The 22,754-nt window shown below is 59.7% G+C and carries 24 protein-coding genes; 11 read left to right on the forward strand and 13 right to left on the reverse strand.

What is annotated here, in order from left to right; translation table 11 throughout:
• Positions 1–26: 26 nt before the first annotated feature.
• The 7 genes from FZ934_RS15575 to epmA form a co-directional block, all read right to left on the reverse strand.
• Positions 27–2,501: a glycoside hydrolase family 2 protein gene (locus FZ934_RS15575; protein ID WP_153271806.1), complete on the reverse strand. Its 2,475-nt coding sequence runs from the start codon at positions 2,499–2,501 to the stop codon at positions 27–29.
• A gap of 16 nt (positions 2,502–2,517) precedes the next feature.
• Positions 2,518–3,498, reverse strand: coding sequence for a DUF1839 family protein (locus FZ934_RS15580; protein ID WP_153271807.1), 981 nt, complete (start codon positions 3,496–3,498; stop codon positions 2,518–2,520).
• Positions 3,489–4,397: an amino acid--[acyl-carrier-protein] ligase gene (locus FZ934_RS15585; protein ID WP_153271808.1), complete on the reverse strand. Its 909-nt coding sequence runs from the start codon at positions 4,395–4,397 to the stop codon at positions 3,489–3,491. Before FZ934_RS15585 ends, FZ934_RS15580 begins: the two co-directional genes overlap by 10 nt.
• A 4-nt stretch (positions 4,398–4,401) precedes the next feature.
• The gene (locus tag FZ934_RS15590; protein WP_153271809.1) at positions 4,402–5,583 is read right to left on the reverse strand and encodes an acyl-CoA dehydrogenase family protein; all 1,182 of its coding nucleotides are present in this window, start codon (positions 5,581–5,583) and stop codon (positions 4,402–4,404) included.
• A complete protein-coding gene (locus FZ934_RS15595; RefSeq protein WP_113360094.1) occupies positions 5,584–5,835 on the reverse strand; it encodes an acyl carrier protein in 252 nt (83 codons plus the stop codon). It lies immediately after the preceding gene.
• Between the two features lie 263 nt (positions 5,836–6,098).
• Positions 6,099–7,148, reverse strand: coding sequence for a lysine-2,3-aminomutase-like protein (locus FZ934_RS15600; protein ID WP_153271810.1), 1,050 nt, complete (start codon positions 7,146–7,148; stop codon positions 6,099–6,101).
• Positions 7,145–8,209, reverse strand: coding sequence for an EF-P lysine aminoacylase EpmA (gene epmA / locus FZ934_RS15605; RefSeq protein ID WP_153271811.1), 1,065 nt, complete (start codon positions 8,207–8,209; stop codon positions 7,145–7,147). Before epmA ends, FZ934_RS15600 begins: the two co-directional genes overlap by 4 nt.
• Positions 8,210–8,357: 148 nt before the next feature.
• On the opposite strand from epmA, the gene efp reads away from it, so the two are divergent.
• Positions 8,358–8,927, forward strand: a complete 570-nt coding sequence (gene efp, locus FZ934_RS15610) for an elongation factor P (protein ID WP_153271812.1) — start codon at positions 8,358–8,360, stop codon at positions 8,925–8,927.
• Between the two features lie 79 nt (positions 8,928–9,006).
• On the opposite strand, the gene FZ934_RS15615 is transcribed toward efp, so the two are convergent.
• The 3 genes from FZ934_RS15615 to FZ934_RS15625 all read right to left on the reverse strand — a co-directional run bounded on the left by FZ934_RS15615 (position 9,007) and on the right by FZ934_RS15625 (position 11,323).
• On the reverse strand, positions 9,007–9,768 hold the full coding sequence (locus tag FZ934_RS15615) for an amino acid ABC transporter ATP-binding protein (RefSeq protein WP_153271813.1): 762 nt from the start codon (positions 9,766–9,768) through the stop codon (positions 9,007–9,009).
• Positions 9,765–10,445 (reverse strand): amino acid ABC transporter permease, encoded by a 681-nt coding sequence (locus tag FZ934_RS15620; RefSeq protein WP_153271814.1) that lies wholly within the window; start codon positions 10,443–10,445, stop codon positions 9,765–9,767. Before FZ934_RS15620 ends, FZ934_RS15615 begins: the two co-directional genes overlap by 4 nt.
• A gap of 104 nt (positions 10,446–10,549) precedes the next feature.
• Positions 10,550–11,323: an amino acid ABC transporter substrate-binding protein gene (locus tag FZ934_RS15625; protein ID WP_153271815.1), complete on the reverse strand. Its 774-nt coding sequence runs from the start codon at positions 11,321–11,323 to the stop codon at positions 10,550–10,552.
• A gap of 238 nt (positions 11,324–11,561) precedes the next feature.
• Here FZ934_RS15625 and FZ934_RS15630 point away from each other — a divergent pair, with 238 nt between their 5' ends.
• The 3 genes from FZ934_RS15630 to ispG all read left to right on the forward strand — a co-directional run bounded on the left by FZ934_RS15630 (position 11,562) and on the right by ispG (position 14,948).
• On the forward strand, positions 11,562–12,335 hold the full coding sequence (locus tag FZ934_RS15630; RefSeq protein WP_153271816.1) for a DeoR/GlpR family DNA-binding transcription regulator: 774 nt from the start codon (positions 11,562–11,564) through the stop codon (positions 12,333–12,335).
• A 67-nt stretch (positions 12,336–12,402) separates the two neighbouring features.
• Positions 12,403–13,596: an MFS transporter gene (locus FZ934_RS15635; protein WP_153271817.1), complete on the forward strand. Its 1,194-nt coding sequence runs from the start codon at positions 12,403–12,405 to the stop codon at positions 13,594–13,596.
• 98 nt (positions 13,597–13,694) lie between these two features.
• Positions 13,695–14,948 (forward strand): flavodoxin-dependent (E)-4-hydroxy-3-methylbut-2-enyl-diphosphate synthase, encoded by a 1,254-nt coding sequence (ispG, locus tag FZ934_RS15640; protein ID WP_153271818.1) that lies wholly within the window; start codon positions 13,695–13,697, stop codon positions 14,946–14,948.
• Positions 14,949–14,975: 27 nt separating this feature from the next.
• Here the strand turns inward: ispG and FZ934_RS15645 are convergent, their stop codons facing one another.
• On the reverse strand, positions 14,976–15,614 hold the full coding sequence (locus FZ934_RS15645; protein WP_153271819.1) for a LysE family translocator: 639 nt from the start codon (positions 15,612–15,614) through the stop codon (positions 14,976–14,978).
• Positions 15,615–15,733: 119 nt separating this feature from the next.
• Entirely contained in the window at positions 15,734–16,648 is a 915-nt protein-coding gene (locus tag FZ934_RS15650; protein WP_153271820.1) for a polyprenyl synthetase family protein, read from the reverse strand.
• A 134-nt stretch (positions 16,649–16,782) separates the two neighbouring features.
• Between FZ934_RS15650 and mtgA the strand changes: the two genes are divergently transcribed.
• The 5 genes from mtgA (at position 16,783) to FZ934_RS15675 (ending at position 19,894) form a co-directional block, all read left to right on the forward strand.
• Positions 16,783–17,529 carry a monofunctional biosynthetic peptidoglycan transglycosylase gene (gene mtgA / locus FZ934_RS15655; RefSeq protein WP_153271821.1) on the forward strand — a complete coding sequence of 249 codons (747 nt, stop codon included), beginning with the start codon at positions 16,783–16,785 and terminating at the stop codon, positions 17,527–17,529.
• 88 nt (positions 17,530–17,617) lie between these two features.
• Positions 17,618–18,337 carry a DUF1868 domain-containing protein gene (locus FZ934_RS15660; RefSeq protein ID WP_153271822.1) on the forward strand — a complete coding sequence of 240 codons (720 nt, stop codon included), beginning with the start codon at positions 17,618–17,620 and terminating at the stop codon, positions 18,335–18,337.
• A 14-nt stretch (positions 18,338–18,351) separates the two neighbouring features.
• Entirely contained in the window at positions 18,352–18,999 is a 648-nt protein-coding gene (locus FZ934_RS15665; RefSeq protein ID WP_153271823.1) for a glutathione S-transferase family protein, read from the forward strand.
• Positions 19,000–19,153: 154 nt separating this feature from the next.
• A complete protein-coding gene (rpmF, locus tag FZ934_RS15670) occupies positions 19,154–19,339 on the forward strand; it encodes a 50S ribosomal protein L32 (RefSeq protein WP_003543812.1) in 186 nt (61 codons plus the stop codon).
• 147 nt (positions 19,340–19,486) lie between these two features.
• Positions 19,487–19,894, forward strand: coding sequence for a hypothetical protein (locus FZ934_RS15675; RefSeq protein WP_153271824.1), 408 nt, complete (start codon positions 19,487–19,489; stop codon positions 19,892–19,894).
• A gap of 60 nt (positions 19,895–19,954) precedes the next feature.
• Here the strand turns inward: FZ934_RS15675 and phaR are convergent, their stop codons facing one another.
• Positions 19,955–20,530, reverse strand: coding sequence for a polyhydroxyalkanoate synthesis repressor PhaR (phaR, locus tag FZ934_RS15680; protein WP_153271825.1), 576 nt, complete (start codon positions 20,528–20,530; stop codon positions 19,955–19,957).
• A gap of 237 nt (positions 20,531–20,767) precedes the next feature.
• Between phaR and FZ934_RS15685 the strand changes: the two genes are divergently transcribed.
• Positions 20,768–21,949, forward strand: coding sequence for an acetyl-CoA C-acetyltransferase (locus FZ934_RS15685; protein WP_153271826.1), 1,182 nt, complete (start codon positions 20,768–20,770; stop codon positions 21,947–21,949).
• A 67-nt stretch (positions 21,950–22,016) separates the two neighbouring features.
• Complete coding sequence (locus FZ934_RS15690) at positions 22,017–22,742, forward strand: beta-ketoacyl-ACP reductase (RefSeq protein ID WP_113360059.1); 726 nt, start codon at positions 22,017–22,019, stop codon at positions 22,740–22,742.
• Positions 22,743–22,754 lie beyond the last annotated feature (12 nt).

Raw genomic sequence — 22,754 nt, forward strand, 5'->3', positions numbered from 1 at the left:
CGGTCGATTTTTCCAGACCGCGCTGCCTAGAACGCAAAGGATCGGGCACAGCCGATGCTTGCGACTTCGCCGGATGGGGCATCTTCCTCGCTTTTTCCCGGCAAGGGTAAAAGCTCGACACGCTTCGGCGCTCCCGGAGCGAGATGAAACCAGTCGTCGCTTGCCCTGAAGCCGTCGGCGGTCAGATGGACCGATTGCGCAAGGCAATCCGTCGTCAGATCGGCGAACCAGCGCTTGTCGTCGCGTGTGAGAGCGACGCTGATATCGACATCATGGCATGCCTTGGCGCGCCCGATCGGGAAATAGAACGCATCCGCGACAACCAGCCCGCCATCCGGCAAGCGCAGCCGCGCGACGACGACGTCATGTGATGGCGGCCCAAAGCGAAACGCGTAGGTCGTATCGAAAAACGCACCGAAAAGGTCTGTAGCCGCAAAGGTTTCGCGGCTTCTCGGCTCCAGCGTCAGTATACGTCCGCCACTGACGACGTGCTGCTTGCCGCGACGAAAGCAAACGATCTCAAGATCAAGCTTCAGGATATGATTGGTCTCGTTGATGACGTGAACGTCGAGCCCGTTGGTTCCCTCGTCCGTCAACACCACCTGCACGGGCCGGAATGCGCGTCGCATCGCGTACCAGATCGGCTTCGGCTCTCCGGTCGAATCGATCACCCCCCAGCCGGGGCCTGGAAGCAGGTCCTGAAGCGTCCAGACCAGCGCACCATTGCACCGCGAGCCGCTCCTGCGCCACTCCGCGAAAGTCTCTTCGAGCACCTCGCCGGTGACCGCTCGGGAGAGATCAAGATAGCGACCCTTGTCTTCGCGACGCAGGGCAGCCGGATCAACGTCGTAAAGTTCGCCGAGGTAGAAATCCCTGACGTCCTCGAAATCCCACGAGGCGCCGCGATCGCGGGGTACGCGCGCCTTCCAGAGGGGGCTGTGGACCGGCGGCACATCGAGATATCGCTGCAACGTCTTCTGCTGCGGGACATGCGCAAAGGCGAGGCTTTCCGCAGCAAAGCGCACATCGGCGCGACGCGCATCCGCGAACGGGCGCATGTAGGCGCCGACACCATAGTAATGCGTCACCGCCGAATTCGGTGAAAACGGCATCGCCCCACCGAAAGGTGAGTTCGGAACGTAAGGCACATCGGGCCGCAACCGCGATGCGATTGCCGGAATGACTTCCTCGGTGATCGGATTGCTCCAGAACTCGGCAGGAAGCCCGAGCATTGCCGCCTGCTGATAGATCTCGCTGCCGCCGCAAAGCACCGCTATCGACGGAGACCCTTGGACGCCGTGCAGAAATTCTTCCACCTCGGCATGCACATGAGCCATGAAAGCCTTGTCGTTCTTCGGATAGTCGAAGTTGGCAAACATGAAGTCCTGCCAGACGAGCAGGCCCAACTCGTCACACAGGGCATAGAACTCGGGCGTTTCGTACGCCATGGTCCCGCCGACCCGGATCATGTTCATCCCCGCCTCGGCGGCGAGACGAAGGAACGGTTCGTAGTCACCCCGCTCGCTCGGCAGCCGCACGATGTCGGCGGTCGTCCAGACTGCACCCCTGCAGAAAACCGGCTCTCCGTTCAGCCGCAATCCGAAACTCTTGCCGTCCTCGCCGTGGTCGACCTCGATCTGCCGAAAGCCGGTTCTTCCGGCATCGATCTCGACACCATCGACGACAATTGAAAACGCATGGAGATGCGGTTCGCCATGCGTGTGAGGCCACCAGGCCTCGACATCGGGCAACCGGAGAATAGCGGAGTAATGCTTCTCTCCCACCTTCTCGAACGGCTGCTCGCGACCGGCACATCGCAGCATCAGACTCGGATTGTCGACATCGGCATGGAGCGAAACGCTGAGCTTGCCGGTTCCATCCTCTTCAAGTGTCGCTCGCACCGAAACATTGTCGATGGAAACCACATCGCGCCGGACGAGCGTCACCGCGCGCCAGGGCCCGACAGCATGAATTTCCGGACACCATCCGGGCATCCGGCCGAGCAGCGTTGTCCGGACGTTCTTCAGACCTTGCGGCGTAATCATCTGCGGCCGCCAGCGCGCACGCGGGCCATTCTCGGACAATCGCGGTGCCAACGCGCGAAAACACATGGCCAGCTCGTCACCGCCCGAGAGCGTGACCGGGACCTCATGCATGGTAAACATGCTTTCGGAGGCAAGGATTTCCTGGCCGTTCAGAAAGACATGGCAGAGCGTCGCAAGACCCTCGAACCGAAGAATGGCATCACCAGGCGGAGCGTCGAACAGGCGGCAGACATACCAAGCATCCTGCGTGTCGAGCGGCCGCGGGTTCTCGCGGTCGAAGAGGCCAGCTCTTTCCAGGGCAGCGGCAACGGTACCAGGAACTTCGGCAGGAATGACGTCTGCGGATAGCGGCAACTCGTGCGGAGAGGCGCAAGCGCCTGGCTCCGTCAGCACCAGATTCCAGCCTTCGCTGAGCGGAGTCGTTTCCGCTCCAATACTCGCCAGTCTCCCCCGCATTGTCAGGCCCTCGGCTTCACAGACGCTCCGCAAGCGAAGCCATCATGGAATCCCATGCATCTGCGGCAGGATCAAGTACAGTTGCCAAAGGCTCGAACTTCTTGCGGGTCACAGCGCGCGCGAGCTGAAACTGGACGGACTTTGCGACCTCGGAGATCCGGCGGGCGTGATCTGCAGCCTCAGAGAACTCATCTCCTGAAAGCCAAAGCAGGTGATCCGCGGCAAGTTCGAAATTGGCGCCAAACTGCCGCAAGGTATTGAAGGCATACTTGTGGAAGAAGCCGAACGGACGCTCGGCAACTGCCTCCACCTGCTGCGGAAAGACGCTTGCAAAAGCGCGGATCGGGTTTGACGGCGGACGGCGCTTGAAATGGACGTCGAGCAGGCGTCTTGCCACGTCGAGAACATCTGCGTTCGACTTCGCTCTCTCCGGGAATTTGGCGAACTCGGTATAGGGAAGGAACGGCGGATCTGTTTCCGACAGATGAAACTGGAAAAGGCCGTCGAAATCGTCGCCCTGCAGCGCGTGATAGCCACCGTTGTGGAAATACTCAATCCACTTGCCAGTAAAATCGAGACGGTTGATCGCAACCGTCGTCTTGCCGTGCTCGGTCTTATAGGCCGTGCCCAGCGTATCCGGCATGTAGAAGGAGTCCATCTCGATCAGGCAAAGCCGGCCACGCGCGATCTGCGTCTCGACGTGCCGATGCACCTCATCGAAAATCGCGAGCTCAGTCACGCGGATATCGTAAAGCGCCTCCAGGTCTTCGAGAGGCACCTTGAAGAAAGTGAACTGGTCGCCTTCGAAATCCTGCGTCAGCGTGAAGCCAAGCATGGCCAGCGGCGAAACACCGAAGGCACTCAGCACCTCGATCCAGAGGTCGACATAGCAGTTGGTTTCAGGCCACATGCGCTCACTTGAATGCAAGGCATGTGGCTCGTAGCCCTCGGGGCGAATCCCCGGGAACACAGCCGTCATGGATACGCTCAGCCCCACAGCGCTTGGCGCACCTTCGCAGGCCACTCCTTAACGTCGAGTCCGTGGTGATGGAAAAGCGCAAGAGCGATCCGCTCGAGCCCGAAGCCGACGCATGCCGTATGCGCGACACTGCCATCTTCGAGGTTGAGACCCCACTTCGTGCCGAAGGCATCCTGATGGTAGTTGAAGCTCATGCAGGCGGTGGGCTTGCTGACCGAAGTGATCGGGATCAACAGCTCGAACTTGAGATTCTGGTCGCGCTGGTTGTTGGCAAGCATCTTGCCGGCGCGGCCGAAGAACGGATCGTTTGCGACGTCGATTGTAACATCGAGCCCCACAGCGCTCATCATTTCGACGCCACGGTCCATCCACCGCTGGCGGAAATCGGTCACATGCTGCTCGGTTCCCATGCACACGTACTCGCGCATCCGGAAGAGCTGCTGGCGCGCAGGATCCTGCGACGGCTCATGGCGGAAGCAGTAGGACTGCAGGTCGAACAAGCCACCCGAAGCCGGCAGACGGCCGCGCTTGGCAACGGTCGGATACAGCGGATAGCAGGCGGCAGGCGTCAGAACGATGTCGGTAGCCTTCTGCTCCGCCGTCCAGTCTTCACCCACTTCCATGCATTGAAGAAGATTGACGTGATCGAGCTCATTGCCGCAGAAGCTGTGGACAGTGCCCGCAAGCTGCGGAAAGCTCTTCATGTAACCGCTCTTCTCGAAGAATGCGCGGTTCATGCCGGGCGGGAAACGCATGGCTTCGGCACCATCGGCGCCACCAAACTTATCGATCAAACGTTCGAAGGCGGCGATGACGTCTTCGAACTGCCCGCTACGGCCATAGAGGCCATCGACCCCGGTATCGATGAGAAGTCCCGATTCGAAGAGCCGATCGAGAAACGTCACTTGTGCATCCATGTCATCACCCCAGTAGACTTGTGTCCTGCTTGTGGACCAGGAGCATGCTCGATGTGTTTCCGAGTATGCGGTCGTTGGAAATCATAAGTTGCGCGGAATGGGCATCGCGCAGATGACGGCCCACGCTGAAAGGCGTGCCATTCTTGTAGCCCATGATGCCGCAGATCAGCATCACGTGGTTGATGATCTCGAGAATGGTCTCAGACGACGCGATCTTGACGTTGTTCATCGTCACCGCAAAACCCATCGACGAGAGCTTGTCGCCATCGCTCTTGGCATCTTCATATGCCTTCAGCCCGGCGACCACGTTGGATCGAACCATCTGCAGAAGATTGGAAACCTCGGCAAGGCGCAGCGCACCCGGCGGCGGCGAACCTGGCGACTTGCGCGCAGCGGCACGAACGAATGCCTGCGCGCGAGCAACCGCATCAACCGCGATGCCGTACCAGACGCTGCTCCAGAGGAGATGTGAGGAGGCGAGCATCGATTGCGCCGCGATTTCCGCAAACGGCTTCGGCAAGATCTGGTCGGCCGGCGCCTCACCCTTGAAAAGGAAGCCGTCGGAACAGGTTCCGCGCATACCGAGCGTGTTCCACACATGAGTCTTTTCGAGCGTGTACTGATCGCGCAGGAAGACGGTCAGAACCTGATCCGAAGACGCGGCATCCGCATGGGCGCGAGACGTGATCATGATCGCGTCGGCATGTGAGCCGTAGGAAATGACTGTTGCATCCTTCTCGAGACGGCAGGTCTTACCCTCGATAGAAATGGCGCAAATACTGTTTCGAAGATTGCCGCCGATACCACCTTCAGTGGTCGCGGATGCGACGAGCATCTGCTCGGCGGCCACACGGCGCATGAAGGAACGGTGCCATTCACTGCTGTCGCCGTGCTCGACAAGGCTGCAGAGCTTGATGTGGTGCATCGCGAACACCATCGCCGCGGCCGAACAGGCCTGACCCAGCATCGAGCAGAGCTCGGCGATCTGTGCGATGGTTGCGCCTTCCCCACCGAACTGGCTGGGGATCTGGATGCCGAGCAGCCGTTCGGCCTTCATTGCCTCAACAGCTTCGCTCGGGAACCTGGCTTCAAAATCAACGGAGTCCGCGTGCTTGGCAGCGATTGCCGCAACCCGGGAAACCCTGACACTCAGATCTTCTTCCGTGATTTTGACCGGCATGTTCATTTAAGCAACTTTCCGGCTGTCTTTGATGACTTCGATCGTCTTGGCAATCGCCGAAATGCTGGCGAAAGACTTTCGGTTCAAAAGGTTATCCGGGAATTCGATGTCGAACGCTTCCTCGATGCCGAGCATCAGCTGTACGGAAGCAAAGGAAGTAAGACCCGCTGCGTAGAGATCCGCTTCATCGGCCACTTGGTCAACGGCGACAGGAAGCTTACCGAACTTGACCAGAAGTTCGCGGATTGTCGTATTCATTCGTAATATCTCCAAGATCATCATATCCCGAGGGGGCAACTAACGCCTCAATAACACTAGCTCTATTCGCGAAAAGCCAAGATTCCCCTAAATGACGTAGTTAAAGGAAAATAACCCCGGTCATTAAAAACCAAGAAGCAGGCGTAAGCGCGCCAGAAAATTGAAATATACCAAAAACTTAACTTGGAGGTCGCAACAGCGGCGACGCCGGATGCGCGCGACAAATCGTCCTGATTCAGTACGTCTTTCGCGTGGCTGAACTATCAGGTAGGCGGATAGGTATGCTCACGCCCCTGGAAGTCGGACACGATATAGCATCCATCCTCCATATGCCGGATAGGTTGTGCTCCGATGGCTGCTTTCCCATAACCGCCGGGAATATCGAGAATATAGGTCGGCTGGCAGAGTCCGGAGATCCGACCTCTCAATGCGGCGACGATCTTCTGCCCTTCCTCGATCGTCAGGCGGAAGTGACTGGTGCCCGGCGCAAGGTCGGGATGGTGGAGATAGTATGGCTTCACGCGCGTCTCGACAAAGGCTCTCATCAACGACGCGAGCACCGCCGGATCGTCGTTGACGCCCTTCAGCAGCACGGACTGGCTAACCATGGCGATACCCGCGTCGACAAGGCGACCGCACGCGGCTCGCGCCTCGTCTGTCATTTCGCGCGGATGATTGGCATGCAGAGCGACATAAACCGTCTTGCCGCTGCGTTTCAGTGCGTCGATCAGTGCCGCGTCGATCTTTTGCGGATCGACGACTGGGACACGCGTGTGAAACCTGATGATCTTGACGTGACTGATGGATGCGAGCTCACCCATGATATCAGCCAGGCGACGAGGCGACAGCACCAACGGATCGCCGCCAGTCAGAATGACCTCCCATATCTCGTCATGTGACCGGATGTAGTCGAACGCAGCCGTCATCGCCGCCGCGTCGAGCGTCCCAAGCCCTTGAGGACCGACCATTTCCCGCCGGAAGCAGAAGCGGCAGTAAACCGGGCAAACGTGCACGGCCTTGAGAAGCACGCGGTCCGGGTATCGATGCACGATCCCTTCGACCGGGCTATGGGCATGATCTCCGATCGGATCCGCTCGCTCTTCGGGCGTAACGTGAAGTTCCGCGGTATCAGGCACGAACTGAAGCGCGATGGGATCGACTGGATCGGTCGGATCGATCAGCCCCGCAATGGTAGGCGTGACCGCAATCGCGTAGCGCGCCGAAACCTTCTCAAGCTCGGCCTTGTCCCGCCCCTGAAGCAGACCGGCTTCGGAAAGGTCGCTGAGAGACTTGAACGGCCTCACGACATTCATTGCCCATACTCCGCGACAGGCGCCCACAGCACTTGGTCGATCCGCGACGCACCGGTAGCGAGCATCGCCAGGCGATCGAAACCGAGCGCAATACCGCTCGCATCAGGCATGATCGCTAGCGCATCCAGAAAATCGTCGTCGATTGGATAGGTTTCGCCGTAGATCCGCGACTTTTCCGCCATTTCTATCTCGAAGCGCCGGCGCTGTTCCACAGCGTTGGTCAGTTCCCCGAAGCCGTTAGCGAGCTCGACGCCGCAAATATAAGCCTCGAACCGCTCGGCGACGCGCGGATCACGCGCGGAAGGCCTCGCAAGCGCCGCTTCCGAAACGGGATACTCGTCGAGGATCGTCATTTGCCCGACGCCAAGATGCGGCTCCACGCGTTCGACCAAAACGCGGCTGAAGACATCAGCCCAGCCGTCGTCATCGGCAACGCGAATCCCATTGCTCCTTGCGTCGGATGCCAGACGCTCGACATCGGTCGAACCATCAGACGAAATCGATGCCAGCAGGTCGATGCCGGCAAAACGGTCGAATGCCGCGGCAACGCTGAGCCTCTCTGCTTCGGCAAAGGGATCACACTCCTTGCCGCGATAGACGAACTTCGGATTCTTCGTCGTTTCCGCCGCAAGAGCGACAAGGCTGGAGCAATCGCGCATCAAGCTCTCATAGCTCTCGCCCGTTCGATACCACTCGAGCATCGTGAATTCGGGGTGATGAAGCGGCCCGCGCTCACGGTTGCGGTATACATGCGCAAAACACGCAATCCGCTGCTCGCCGGCGGCCAGCAGCTTCTTGCATGCGAACTCGGGCGAAGTGTGAAGATAGAGAGGCATGGCCTGCCCGTCGGTCGTCAGCGCTTCGGTGGCAAAAGCATGGAGATGCGCTTCATTTCCGGGAGAAACCTGCAGCGCCGCCGTGTCGACCTCGACGAAGTCCTCGCTCAGGAAATAACCACGCACAGCCAGCTGGACAGCGTTCCGGCCCATCAGGAACGGACGACGGTCCGCATGAACGCTGGGCGTCCACCAGGGGGAGATATTGGTGATCGAAGCTTTCATTCGAACAAGTCCTGACCGATCAGCCAATCCAGGGCTGGCAATTTGCCGGATTTTAGGTTAGTTGCGCCCCAAAGAATACCTGATTGCGTCTCCGGGGCCATTTCGACAGTCCTCTACGACGCCAAAAGCCGAGTTACAAGGAACTCTTATGGTCAAGATCATCGCCTCTTCTGTTCGCAAGGGCAACGTCCTCGATGTTGACGGCAAGCTTTACGTCGTTCTGACGGCCAACAACTTCCACCCGGGCAAGGGCACGCCGGTCACCCAGGTCGACATGCGCCGCATCGTCGATGGCGTGAAGGTGTCCGAGCGCTGGCGCACGACCGAGCAGGTCGAGCGCGCCTTCGTGGAAGACGTCAACCACCAGTTCCTCTATGAGGACGGCGAAGGCTTCCACTTCATGAACCCGGAAAGCTACGACCAAGTCGTCGTCGACGTCGAAACCATGGGTGACCAGAAGGCCTACCTGCAGGAAGGCATGGTTTGCATCCTGTCGATGCACGAAGGTGTAGCGCTTGCCCTGCAGCTGCCGCGCCACGTGACGCTCGAGATCACCGAGACCGAGCCGGTCGTCAAGGGCCAGACGGCATCGTCTTCCTACAAGCCGGCCATGCTGTCGAACGGCGTACGCACCTCGGTCCCGCCGCACATCGATGCCGGCACCCGCGTCGTAATCGCGACGGAAGACAATTCCTACGTCGAACGCGCAAAGAACTAATCAGCAGAAAGACAAGTCGCGTCTCGACGGATGCAACCTGTCACTCCTGAACGGTACCGAATTCGAACGCCGCTCGTGCCTAGATATCGTAGGTGTGGGCGGCGTTTATCGTTGAGATGAAGCGCTTGGTGCGCTCGCGCTCCGGCGCGGTGAAGATGTTGCGTGCGCTGCCTGTCTCGACGACGCTGCCGGCTTCGAGGAAAACCACGTCATTGGCGATCTTCGATGCAAGGCGCAGGTCGTGCGTTGCCATCACCATGGTCGTACCCTCGCGGGCGAGGCGGCCGAGGACGTCGACAACTTCAGCCGAGAGTTCGGGGTCGAGCGCCGACGTCGGCTCGTCGCAGAGAAGAACACGCGGCGATGGAGCAAGCGCACGGGCGATCGCCACGCGCTGCTGCTGACCACCCGACAGTGTCGAAGGCCAGGCGTCGGCCTTGTGCGCCATGCCGACCTTCGTCAACAATTCCATCGCCCGTTCGCGGGCCCTGTCCTTCGGCCACTTCAGAACAGTGATCAGGCCCTCCATCACATTCTCGATAGCGGTCTGGTGCGGAAACAGCTGAAAGTTCTGGAACACCATGCCGGTCTGCCGACGGATCTTCTGGATCGCTTGCCAGCCGTTCTTCTGGCCCGGCGCAAAGCTCAGGGTCTCATCGCCGAGGCGGATCGTGCCTGCGGTCGGAATCTCCAGCAGATTGATACAACGGAGCAACGTGCTCTTGCCGCCGCCGGAGGGGCCGACCAGCGCCGTGACATTGCCCTCAGGAATACGAATGCTGATATCCTTCAGGATAACGGCATCGCCGAAGCGCTTTTCGATGTGAGAAAGCTCGATCATGCGTTTGCCTCCAGCATGCCGCCATAGCGCGCGAACCGACGCTCGAGGCGGACCTGCAGCGCGGACAGAACCGAGCTCAGGGCAAGGTATATGAAAGCTGCCTCGATATAGAGAATAAGCGGCTCGTAAGTGGTTGCAACGATCCGCTGCGCTGCCTGGAACAGTTCGGGCACCGTAATGGCGGCTGCAAGCGACGTGTCCTTTACGAGCGAGATGAAGGTATTGGAAAGCGGAGGCACGGCGACGCGCCCGGCCTGCGGCAGGATCGTGCGGGTCATTGCCTGACGCCAGCTCATGCCGATCGAATAGGCTGCTTCCCATTGCCCCTTGGGCACCGAGGAAATGACGGCCCGGATGATCTCGGAGCTGTAGGCGCCAATATTGAGGGTGAAGCCGATCAGGGCCGCCGGGAAGGCATCGAGCAGGATGCCGACGCTTGGCAAGCCGTAGAAGATCACGAACAGCTGTACGAGAAGCGGCGTGCCTCTGATGACCCAGACATAGAAGCGGGCGATGGCAGCGAGAGGTGCTGCGCCGAAGAGCCTCGCGATCGCCGTGATCAGGCCAAGGATCAGACCGAACGTAAAGGACAGGAGCGTCAGCGGGATCGTGAAGATCAGGCCGGCCCAGAGGAGCGGGCCAAGCGACTCCGCCATCAGTTGAAGCCAGTGAGGCAAAGGTCAATCCTCAAACAAGATGCGTCCAGCGAGGTTTCGCTGGACGCTTTTCACGCACATATAAAGGATGTGGCGGCGGCAGCAAGACTGCCTGTCGCAGCGACTTACTTCGAGACGTCCTGGCCGAAGTACTTGTCGGAGATCTTCTTGTAGGTGCCATCGGCCTTGATGTCGGCCAGTGCCTTGTTGATGGCGTCAAGCAGTTCCGGCTCGCCCTTGCGGATGATGATGCCGGAGTAGTCGGCATTTTCCTGCTGGGCGGCGATCTTTACCGGAGCATCGGGCTTGTGTTTCTTGAAGTCGAGGAAGGACAGGCTGTCATTGATGGTGGCGTCTGCGCGCTTGGTCAGAACCAGCTGGATCGACTGGTCAAAACCGTCGGTCCCCACCAGTTCGGCTCCGGACTGTTCGGCAAGCTTGCCGAAGTTGCTGGTCAGCGACTGTGCCGACTTCTTGCCCTTCAGATCAGCAAAGCCCTTGATGCTGTCGTCGCCATCGCGAACGATGAGCACAGCCTTAGAGGCAATGTAGGGCTCGGAGAAATCGTACTTCTGCTTGCGCGCGTCGGTGATGCCGACCTGATTGATCACGGTGTCGTAACGCTTGGCATCGAGGCCGGCGATCAGACCGTCCCATTTGCCTTCAACGAACTCAGCCTTGACGCCGAGCTTCGCAGCAACCGCTTCGCCGATCTCGACGTCGAAGCCGACAAGCTTGCCGCTGTCGTCATGATAGGTGAATGGGGCATAGGTGCCCTCGGTGCCGATCTTGAACACACCGGCAGATTTAACGGCGTCGAGGTTTTCGCCGGCAACGGCGGGAAGGAGCGCAGCGGCCTGAATCAGGGCTGCAGCGGCGATGGTTTTCAGGAGGTTCATTTTTCTATCCAGTTCACAAGGTGTGTTCGATGCGTTGAAAATTGCAGAAAATAGGGCGCTGCGATGCGCAGAAAACTGCGAAGAAAATCGGCATCTGCGAAAAATTTTCTCATTTATCGCGTGTTTTGTACCGAGTGTTTCATTTTGTGAATTGCCAAAACACCGAACCGCTGGCAATGCATGTTTATGCACGTTTGTACGTGTTGCTGTCTGATCTCGGTTTTTAGGGCAAATCGGCATGAGCGGAAATGAGCTGCTGCTGGCAGAACGACAAAGCGCGATTGCGCGAAAGTTGCAGTCGGAAGGCCGAGTTATCGCCGCCGAACTTGCGGCGGAGTTTGGCGTTTCGGAAGATACGGTTCGACGCGATCTTCGCGAGATGGCGGCGGCCGGCCTCTGCGAACGGGTCTATGGCGGCGCGCTGCCGTTAGCGCCGGCCGGCGGAACGCTCAGCCACCGCGCCACTCAGGCGCCGGATCGAAAACACTCGCTTGCGCTCGCCGCCGTTTCCGAGATTGTGCCGGGTTCGACGGTCTTTTTCGATGCAGGCAGCACCAATCTCGCAATTGCATCGGCGCTTCCGATCGACATGGCGCTGACAGCTGCAACGAATGCGCCGGCGATTGCCTCGGCCTTGCTTGAGAAGCCGGGCCTGAATGTCGTTTTGATCGGCGGCCTGCTGGACAGGCAGGTGGGAGGCTCGCTGGGTGCCAAGGCCATGCGCGACATGGAGGCCTTGTCGCCCGACCTCTGCATCCTCGGCGCCTGCGGCATCGATCTAACATCGGGAGTCACCACCTTCGGCTTCGAAGATGCGGAATTCAAGCGTTTTGCGGCATCGCGCAGCAGGCGCGTGCTGGTCGCGGCAACCTCCGAGAAATTCGGCACGGCGGCCCCTCATGCCGTGCTCCCGGTTTCTCATTGCGAATGCCTGGTCGTCGAGCGCGACGCCGATCCGGATATGCTCGTCCAATACCGCGATCGCGGGTGCAGAACAGTCGTGGCTCTTTAGGCCACGCGCATACGTCAATCCGGTATCGGCCAGGGAGGCACGGTGCCGCCGGAAAATGGAAGAAATAATGGATAGTCATGTCAATTTGGCGCCGCAGGCAAAAAGCGGCTACATCACGAAGAACAGGGTCGCTGTGTCGCTGCTGTTCTTGATCAACGGCTTCACTGTCGGTTCCTGGGCGCCGAAGATTCCTGAGTTCGCCGAGCGGCTTGATCTCAGCAAGTTCCAGCTCGGGCTGATGATCCTGGTGCTCGGGATCGGTTCGCTGACGCTGATGCCGCTTGCTGGCGCGCAGATTGCCCGGCACGGGTCGCGCCTCGTTGTGCTCGTCATGGCGGTTTGCTTGTTGCCTTGTCTGCTGGCCCTGACGCTGGCACCCAACATCGTGACCGCGGCAATCGCGATCTTCCTGTTCGGCGGGTTCATGGGCGCCATGGATGTAGCCATGAATGCGAATGCCGTCGCCGTCGAGCAATCGATGCGGCGGGCAATCATGTCGTCCTGCCATGCCTTCTGGAGCCTCGGCGGCTTGATCGGCGCCGGCCTCGGCGGCCTCCTGATCGCCCATTTCGGCGTGTTCGCGCATGCCGTGGTCGCCACCGCTCTCGCCGCCATCACGCTTGCCGTTGCCTGGAATATCGTCCTTGCCGACCAGCCGCATCCCGACACCAAGAAGGAAAAGACCCGGCTGCCGATGGTTCCGCTGCCCTGGCTGCTCGGTCTCGTCGCCCTGTTCTCGATGATGCCGGAAGGTGCGGTCCTCGATTGGGGTGCGCTCTACCTGCGCGAGGAACTCGGCGCTTCGATTGCGCTCTCCGGCTTCGGCTTTGCGGCCTTCTCGCTGACGATGGCGGCGATGCGCTTTGCCGGCGACCTCGTTCGTGATCGCCTGGGCGGCGTCAAGACGCTCAGGATCTGCACCTTGTTCGCCATCGCGGGCATGCTGCTTGCTGGCTTCGCCCCGAATGCGGAGATCGCTATCCTCGGCTTCGCCTTCTGCGGCATCGGTATCTCCAACATGGTGCCGATCGCGTTCTCGGCTGCCGGCAATATTCCGCATCTGAAGGCGGGTATCGGTATCTCCGTCGTAACCACCATGGGCTATTCCGGGATGCTGGTGGCACCGTCGGCCATCGGCTTCGTGGCGGAGCATATCGGCTTCTCCGTCGTGTTCATGGCGCTGCCGGTGCTTCTCCTCGTCGTGTTGGCGCTTTCCAATCTGGCACGTTACGCCGACGGTATTTCCGGTGGCGGTCACTGAGGCGACGTCAAACAAAGTGATGGATGCCGCGGGTTGACAAGCGGGCGGTCATGATCCACCTGAAAGGCACGAAATTTAAGGGTTCAAGAGCTCTATCCATGTCTTCAGCTACGGATTTTGATCCGAAACCGCGCCGCGCATCCGTCGCAGTCGATGTCGGCGGCGTCATCGTCGGAGGCGGCGCGCCCGTCGTCGTCCAGTCGATGACCAATACCGACACGGCCGATATCGACGCAACCGTCGCCCAGGTGGCCGCACTCTACAAGGCGGGTTCCGAACTCGTGCGTATCACCGTCGATCGCGACGAGAGTGCCGCCGCCGTGCCGCGCATCCGCGACCGGCTGCTGCGTCTCGGCATGGATGTGCCGCTGGTCGGCGACTTCCATTATATCGGCCACAAGCTGCTTGCCGATCATCCCGATTGCGCCGAGGCGCTGGCGAAGTACCGGATCAATCCCGGGAATGTCGGCTTCAAGGACAAGAAGGACAAGCAGTTCGGCGACATCATCGAGATGGCGATCCGCTACGACAAGCCGGTGCGTATCGGCGTCAACTGGGGCTCGCTCGATCAGGAACTGCTGACCGCGCTGATGGACCAGAACTCGGCGGCCGGTTCGCCGCTTTCGGCGCGCCAGGTGACGCGCGAGGCGATCGTGCAGTCGGCACTGATTTCGGCGAACCTCGCCGAAGAGATCGGCCTGCCGCGCAACCGCATCATCCTGTCCGCCAAGGTCAGCCAGGTGCAGGATCTGATCGCCGTCTATTCCATGCTGTCGGAGCGCTCCGACCACGCGCTGCATCTCGGCCTCACTGAAGCAGGCATGGGTAGCAAGGGCATCGTCGCCTCCTCGGCCGCCATGGGCTATGTGCTCCAGCACGGGATTGGCGATACGATCCGCGTGTCGCTGACGCCGGAGCCGAATGGCGACCGCACCCGCGAAGTGCAGGTGGCGCAGGAAATCCTGCAGGTCATGGGTTTCCGCCAGTTCATTCCTGTTGTCGCGGCTTGTCCCGGCTGTGGCCGCACGACGTCGACGGTCTTCCAGGAACTGGCGCAAAACATCCAGAACGACCTGCGCAAGAATATGCCCGTGTGGCGCGACAAGTATCCGGGCGTCGAAGCACTCAACGTCGCCGTCATGGGCTGCATCGTCAACGGCCCGGGCGAAAGCAAGCATGCCGATATCGGCATCTCGCTGCCGGGAACCGGCGAAAGCCCGGCGGCACCCGTCTATATCGATGGACAGAAGGCGATGACGCTGCGCGGCCCGAATATTGCCGGTGATTTCGAGGCACTGGTCGCCGATTATATCGAAAAGCGCTTCGGGCAAAACAGGACGGCGGCGGAGTAATCCGCGCCGTCGCTTCCTCATCCAAGATTAGATGCGGCTGGTGAGCAGCTTCAGTCCTGCGAAACAGTAGAAGGCAGCCATGGCGCCTTCGATCCAGCGGCGCAGGCTGGCATAGATCTTCAGCGCCTGCGGTGTTGAGAAGAGCACAGCGTAGCCCATGAAGACGATGAAGCCCGTCGTCAGGCAGATACCGACGATCAGACCGGCAACCGATGCCGGCGCGCCCTGCGGCATGCCCAGCGCGATGATTGCCAGCCATGCGAAGATCGCCTTCGGATTGGTGACGTGAATGCCGTAGCCGCGCAGGAGCAACGCACGCGTCGACATGTTCTTCGGCGTTGTGGCCTGCTGGATGTCGTGGTTGGCGCGCACGGCCTTGAAGGCCTTGTAGGCAAGATAGAGCAGATAGAGGCCACCGAACATCTTCAGGATCTCAAGGGCGACCGCGTAGGTGTTGAGGATCGTGGCAAGCCCGAGGGCTGCCGCGCAGGCCCAGGTGAAGGAGCCGGCGAAAATCCCGAGCGAGATCGTCATGCCGGCCTTGCGGCCGTGCACCATGGATGTAGAGACGATCGCCATGATGGCCGGGCCGGGGCTGATGACCGCGACGATATAGGCAATGTAGGCAGGCAGGATCTGCGGAAGGTAGCTCAGGGTCTCGTGCATGGATGCCTCGTGTTTGCCGGCACGCGCCAGCGTCTTGGCTACCGAGCTTATGCGACGCATTTCCTTTGAAGCAAGGCACGCAGAGGCAAGCCCGGAAGAAATCTTGTCACGGTCACATTTCAGCTTTTGCGATTGGCCACGAACCGCGCGGCATCGGCAAGCACCTTGCCTCGCTCCCCGTAGGGAGCCAGGAGCTCCTCGGCTTCACAAACGAGCCGGTTGAGGGTCGCCTCGACCCAAGCAAGCCCACGCAGCCCAACCAGCGTGCCCTTGCCGCGGCTCGCGTCCTTGCCCGTGGCTTTACCCATCGTCGCTGCGTCCGCCGTCAGATCGAGAACGTCGTCGGCGAGCTGGAAGGCAAGACCGATCTTCTCGCCGAAAAGCCGCAGCCGCGCCCGATCGTTAGCCGGCGTACCCGCGATAATTGCGCCCGCTTCACAGGCAAAACGGATGAGAGCACCTGTCTTCATGGCCTGGAGGGTGACGATCCCCTGCTCGTCGGGGCTCTGCTTTTCTGCCGCAAGGTCGAGAGCCTGACCACCCGCCATTCCACCCACACCCGCAGCGCGAGAGAGAGCGAGCACCAGAGCGACCTTACTCGATTCCGCAAGGGCGCCTTGCGTCGAGGCAATGATGTCGAAGGCGTAGGTCAGTAGGCTGTCGCCGGCGAGGATTGCGGTCGCTTCGTCAAAGGCGATATGCGCGGTCGGCTTGCCACGACGCAGATCGTCGTCATCCATCGCCGGAAGATCGTCATGCACCAGCGAATAACAGTGCACACATTCGAGTGCCGCGCCGACCCTCAGGGCCGCTTCGCGATCTCCACCGAACAATGCCGTCGCCTCGACGACGAGAAACGGCCGCAGGCGCTTTCCGCCATTGAGCACGGCATAGTGCATGGCAGCACGCAAACGTTCCGGTCGGGTGATCTCGTCGCTCAGCACCTCTGATGACAGCAGCTTGTCGAGCAGCGCCTCGATCGCGGTCGCGTTGGAGGACAATCGGTTTTCAAAAGTGTCGATGTTTGCGCTCATGCCGGGCTGTTTGGCATGAGCGGGCTTCGGCTTGCAACGGAATTGTCGATCACTTGTCCAAGATTTCCTTTGTCTCTGGCAATGCCTGTTTGCAGGCGGTATGGAGAGACAGGGAACAAGACTGGGTCGGGGAATTGGATATCACGCCGGAGACAGAGGACAGCAGCGCCGTGCCGTTCCACAGGCGCATCCTTCTGTGGCTGAGAGGTCGCCCGGTCATGATGCGTATCGTCCTTGCCTTGGCTGCACTCGCCGTCCTTCCCTACGTGCTTATCGTTCTTTATCTCCTCCCCTTCATTCACCCCGTTTCGACGTTGATGCTCCGTGATCTCGTCCTGTTGCGGGGTTACGATCGCCAATGGGTATCGATCGACAACATATCGCCAGTACTGGTGCAGTCGGTCATGATGTCGGAAGATGGCCAGTACTGCTTTCATGGCGGCGTGGACTGGGCGGAAATGCGCATGCTGGTCGCCGATACTCTCGCCGGCCATTCGACCCGTGGCGGCAGCACCATACCGATGCAGACGGCGAAGAATCTCTTTCTCTGGAACAGCCGGTCTTTCGTCCGAAAGGCGCTTGAATTGCCGCTGGCCGTCACGGCGGACTTCATCTGGTCGAAGCGCCGCCTGATGGAAATCTACCTGAACATTGCCGAATGGGGACCGGGAATCTACGGGATCGAGGCAGCCGCGCGCCATCACTTCAAGGTGCCTGCTTCGAAGTTGAGCAGCCGCCAGGCTGCCCTGCTCGCGGTCTCACTCCCCAATCCGATCGATCGCAATGCCGGCAAGCCCGGCCGCGGACTGCGCAGGCTGGCCGCCGTCATCGAGAGGCGTGCCCGGAGCTCCGGCGAATATATCAGGTGCATCTACGACTGAGCAGAGCTTATCCCTCGGCTGTGTCATCCGACAGTCGTGATCCGGACGTATGGACGTGCCTCCCGTCGAAACCCCGGATAATCCACCCATGCCCTCCCCCTTTTCGCCTTCTCTGCTCCGCTATTCCAGCACGCACAATCCCGCTCCGATCCCACATCTCGGCACGCGTTATAACGACGCCGGCGAATTTCTTCCCGAACCCGGCAACACGGTCGTCTGCCATCTGGTGGACGGTTCGCGCTCGCAAAGCGCAATCCTACGTGCTCGCCAGAAATTCCTGATGATGAAGGAAGCGTCCCAGTTTGCGTTCACGCCGGTTTCGAGCCTCCATATGACGCTGTTTCAGGGGATCATCGAATACCGCCGGCGACTGCCGTTTTGGCCGCAAGACGTCTCCCTCGATACCGACATCAACCGGATGAGCGAGATCTACCTGTCCCGCCTGCAGTCCTTCCGCGCTCTCGATCCTTTTCTCGTCGAGGTGACCGAGGTCACGCCAGTCGGACTGACCGTGGCTGGCGCATCGGTCGAGGACCGCAAGGCGCTTGCGGCGTGGCGGAACGCCTTTGCCGAGGTGTTCGGATACAGGCATCCGGATCACGATTCCTATGCGTTCCACATTACTTTCTGCTATCCGATAAGAAGGCTCGATGATCAGGCCCTTCCTGGATGGCAGGCAATGCTGGACGAGTCGCTTGAGGAATTGCGCGAAAGCGCTCCGGTATTGGAATTGAGGCCGCCCGCGTTCTGCACTTTCGAGGACATGAACCATTTCGAAGAACGGCTGATATTCGATACCGATAACTGATCGAAGGAACGGATTTGGACAAGCTTACACTCTACATCGGCAACAAGAACTATTCGTCCTGGTCGTTCCGGGCCTGGATTGCGATGACCGCGGGCGGCATTCCGTTCGAGGAAGTGGTTGTTCCATTCGATTTCGCAACCGGAAATCAGCACTTCAGGGAGTTCTCGCCGAATGGGCAGGTGCCGGTCCTGGTGCATGGAGAGCTTCGCGTCTGGCAATCTCTCGCCATCATCGAATATGTCGCCGAGCTTTTCCCCGAGGCCGGAATCTGGCCCAAGGAGCGGGACAAGCGCGCGGTGGCGCGGGCGGCCTCCATGGAGATGCTGTCCAGCTTCCATCATCTTCGCAACGCCTGCCCGATGAACATCAGGCGTCCCAAGGGCAAGATAGCCTTGGCCGATGGCGTGATGGCGGATGTCGCACGCATTGAGGCGATCTGGCGTGACCTCCGCGCTCGCTCGGGTGGACCATTCCTGCTCGGAGCTTTTTCGGGAATTGATGCGATGTTTGCGCCGGTCGTCAATCGGTTCGATACTTACGACCTCGTCACTGCCAGCGACACACTGAGCTACATCGCGGAAGTGAAGGCTCATCCTGCCTGGCGAGCCTGGGAAGAGGCTGCCCGCGCCGAGCCCTGGATCGTTCAGGAAGACGAGGTCTGAAGAAGAATCTGGGGAATCTCAAAAAATAAGCTTGGGACTGGTCAAGTCCCTACAAGGCATGTATAAGCGCGCAAAATTTCCGAAATCGCGATACGTCGTTTCGGCCGCCAGTCTGGCCGTTGGATGTGTTTGCCCGTGAAGTGGAGTAATTAAAATGGCTGTACCGAAGAGAAAAACAAGCCCGTCCAAGCGCGGTATGCGCCGCTCTGCTGACGCGCTGAAGGCACCGACCTACGTTGAAGACAAGAACTCCGGCGAACTGCGTCGCCCGCACCATATCGATCTTAAGACCGGTATGTATCGCGGCCGTCAGGTTCTGACGCCGAAGGAAAGCGCATAATATCTGTTTGCGCATATGCGCAAATGATGATCGCAGGGCCGGCCACGAGCCGGCCTTTTGCGTTTCAGCGGCAATGTATTGTTTTCATGTCTTGAAGTGACGTGAAGATTTGCGGCACTATTCTTCCGTCGAGGGAGATTCCGCTAAATGTTCAACGCCTTTCCGCTGATGATCATTCCTTTCGTTCTCTACAATCTTGCAATGTTGGGCCTGATGGGCAGCGGCGGACTTCCGGCGCTGAAGAATGACGTGGTCGTGCTGTCGATGATATCAGGTGCGATCTGGAGCATGTCGCTCGGCGACCTGTTCATCGTCTTGGCGCTTTGCGTTCTGTTCTTCGAGATATTGAAGGCAACGCGAAATGGCGGCGGAAGCCTCGCCAATCATATGCTCTCGATGCTCGTGTTCATCGCGTTCCTGGTCGAGTTTCTGCTCGTTCAGGACGCAGCAACGCAAGTATTCTTCATTCTGATGACGATTACTCTGATCGACGTGATCGGCGGCTTCGCCGTGTCGGTCCGCAGCGCGGGCCGTGACGTCTCGATCGGACTTTGAAAGACCGCTCTTGCCGGATCAGCGGGAGAAGCGCGGATCCGGCAGTTCAGTCCGTAGATTTCAGAGGCTGTCGAGCTTGTTTTGAAGCGCGCGCAATTGCTGCTTCAACTCGTCGATATCCTTTGCCTCGGCCTTGCGCGTCGTCTCCTTTGCGGGCGGCGTCATGAAAGGCGAGAACATCTGCATTGCCTGCTGGAACATCTCGGTGTTCCGGCGCACCTGGTCTTCGACCATCTGCATCGGCAACTGCAGGTTCTTCCCCATCGGCGTTTCGCCGAAGGCACGCGTGACCTGCTCGCGCATCTGCGACTGTTGTTCCGTGAACGCTTTCATCGAATGCTCGAGGAAGCTCGGAACGACCATCTGCATCTGGTCGCCGTAATAGGTGATCAGCTGACGCAGAAATGAAATCGGCAGCAGCGTGTTCCCAGTCTTTGATTCCTGTTCGAAGATGATCTGTGTCAGCACCGAGTGGGTGATGTCATCCCCGCTCTTGGCGTCCTGGACCGTAAAATCCTCCCCCTTCTTCACCATCTCCGCCAAGTCTTCCAGCGTAACGTATGTGCTGGTTCCTGTGTTATAAAGGCGGCGATTGGCGTATTTCTTGATTACGATCTGACCCTCATTCTTCGCCATATCAGTCTCCCGAAGCCCGTCTGATTGTTATGGAAGCTCCTCCAATCGGGAGTGTAGACGGAAAAGAAGGCCGGTGACAATCTCTTTGTGCGATGCGGCAACCCCTTTTGCGGTAGGCATAATTTGTCCGTATGTAAGCATTTTCGAAAATTCTTATGACGGCTAATGTCGTTTGACTCGGCGCCGAAGCTTTGTCAGTTTCACCTCATATGTGTCGGTGCAAAGAGGAGACTGCCCGTGTCCAATCCTTCTATCGTCATCGCTAGCGCCGCGCGTACGGCGGTTGGTTCTTTCAACGGCGCGTTCGCAACCGTACCGGCTCATGAGCTGGGCGCGGTCGCCGTTAAAAGTGTACTGGAACGCGCCGGCGTCGATGCCGCCGAGGTCGACGAAGTTATTCTAGGCCAGGTGTTGCCGGCCGGCGAAGGGCAGAATCCGGCACGCCAGGCCGCGATGAAGGCCGGCGTTCCGAAGGAAGCAACGGCGTGGGGCGTCAACCAGCTTTGCGGTTCCGGACTGCGCGCCGTGGCGCTCGGAATGCAGCAGATCGCCCTCGGTGACGCTAAGATCATCGTGGCTGGCGGCCAGGAGTCGATGTCGATGGCGCCGCACGCCGCGCACCTGCGCAGCGGCGTCAAGATGGGCGACATGAAGATGATCGACACCATGATCAAGGATGGCCTGACCGACGCGTTCTACGGCTACCACATGGGGGTGACGGCGGAGAACGTTGCCCGGCAGTGGCAACTCTCCCGTAGCGAGCAGGACGAATTCGCCGTAGCCTCTCAGAACAAGGCGGAAGCGGCCCAGAAAGCCGGCCGTTTCGCGGATGAGATCGTGCCCTACGTCATCCAGACCCGTAAGGGAGATGTGACCGTCGATGCCGACGAATACATCCGCCACGGCGCAACGATTGACGCGATGACAAAACTCCGTCCGGCCTTCGACAAGGAAGGCACCGTCACCGCGGGCAACGCTTCCGGTCTCAATGACGGAGCCGCTGCGGCATTGCTCATGACGGAAGCCGAGGCATCCCGGCGCGGTATTCAGCCACTTGCCCGCATCGTTTCGTGGGCGACCGCCGGCGTTGATCCGCAGGTGATGGGAACGGGGCCAATCCCGGCTTCGCGCAAGGCTCTCGAAAAGGCCGGCTGGTCCGTCTCCGATCTCGATCTCATCGAGGCCAACGAAGCGTTCGCCGCACAGGCCTGCGCGGTCAACAAGGATCTCGGCTGGGATCCTGCGATCGTCAACGTCAACGGCGGCGCGATCGCTATTGGCCATCCGATCGGTGCCTCCGGCGCACGCGTCCTCAACACGTTGCTGTTCGAGATGAAGAGACGCGGTGCAAAGAAAGGTCTGGCAACACTTTGCATCGGCGGCGGCATGGGTGTCGCCATGTGCTTCGAGGCACTGTGAACCGCCTATCGATGCGTGAACTATCAAGCTCCGCAGTATAGCGGAGCCTTACACAGGGGAGCGAAACATGAGCAGAGTAGCGGTCGTTACCGGCGGCACCCGAGGCATTGGTGCTGCGATTTCTCTCGCGCTGAAAAACGCTGGCTATAAAGTCGCCGCCAATTATGCGGGCAACGACGAGAAGGCCAAGGCATTCCACGATGCGACCGGCATTCCGGTCTTCAAGTGGGATGTGTCTGACTATGCCGCTTGCGGCGAAGGCCTTACCGAGGTCGAAGCGCAGGTCGGACCTGTCGAAGTTCTTATCAACAACGCCGGGATTACAAGGGACGCCATGTTCCACAAGATGACGCCGCAGCAGTGGCATGAGGTCGTCAACACCAACCTGACCGGCCTGTTCAACATGACCCATCAGGTTTGGGGCGGCATGCGTGAACGGAGCTTTGGCCGCATCGTCAACATATCGTCGATCAATGGTCAGAAAGGCCAGATGGGACAGGCCAACTACTCGGCCGCAAAGGCGGGTGATCTGGGCTTCACCAAGGCGCTGGCCCAGGAAGGCGCGGCGAAGAACATCACGGTCAACGCGATCTGCCCCGGCTACATCGGCACCGAGATGGTTCTCGCGGTGCCCGAGAAGGTGCTGAACGAACGCATCATCCCGCAGATTCCAGTTGGAAGACTTGGGGAGCCGGAAGAAGTGGCGCGCTGCGTCGTGTTCCTTGTCTCCGATGACGCCGGCTTTATCACGGGTTCAACCTTGAGCGCCAACGGCGGACAGCTCTTCGTCTAACGCACGAATCCC

Origin of the sequence: Rhizobium grahamii, assembly GCF_009498215.1 — a bacterium.
In the GTDB taxonomy this organism is placed as follows: Bacteria; Pseudomonadota; Alphaproteobacteria; order Rhizobiales; family Rhizobiaceae; genus Rhizobium; species Rhizobium grahamii_A.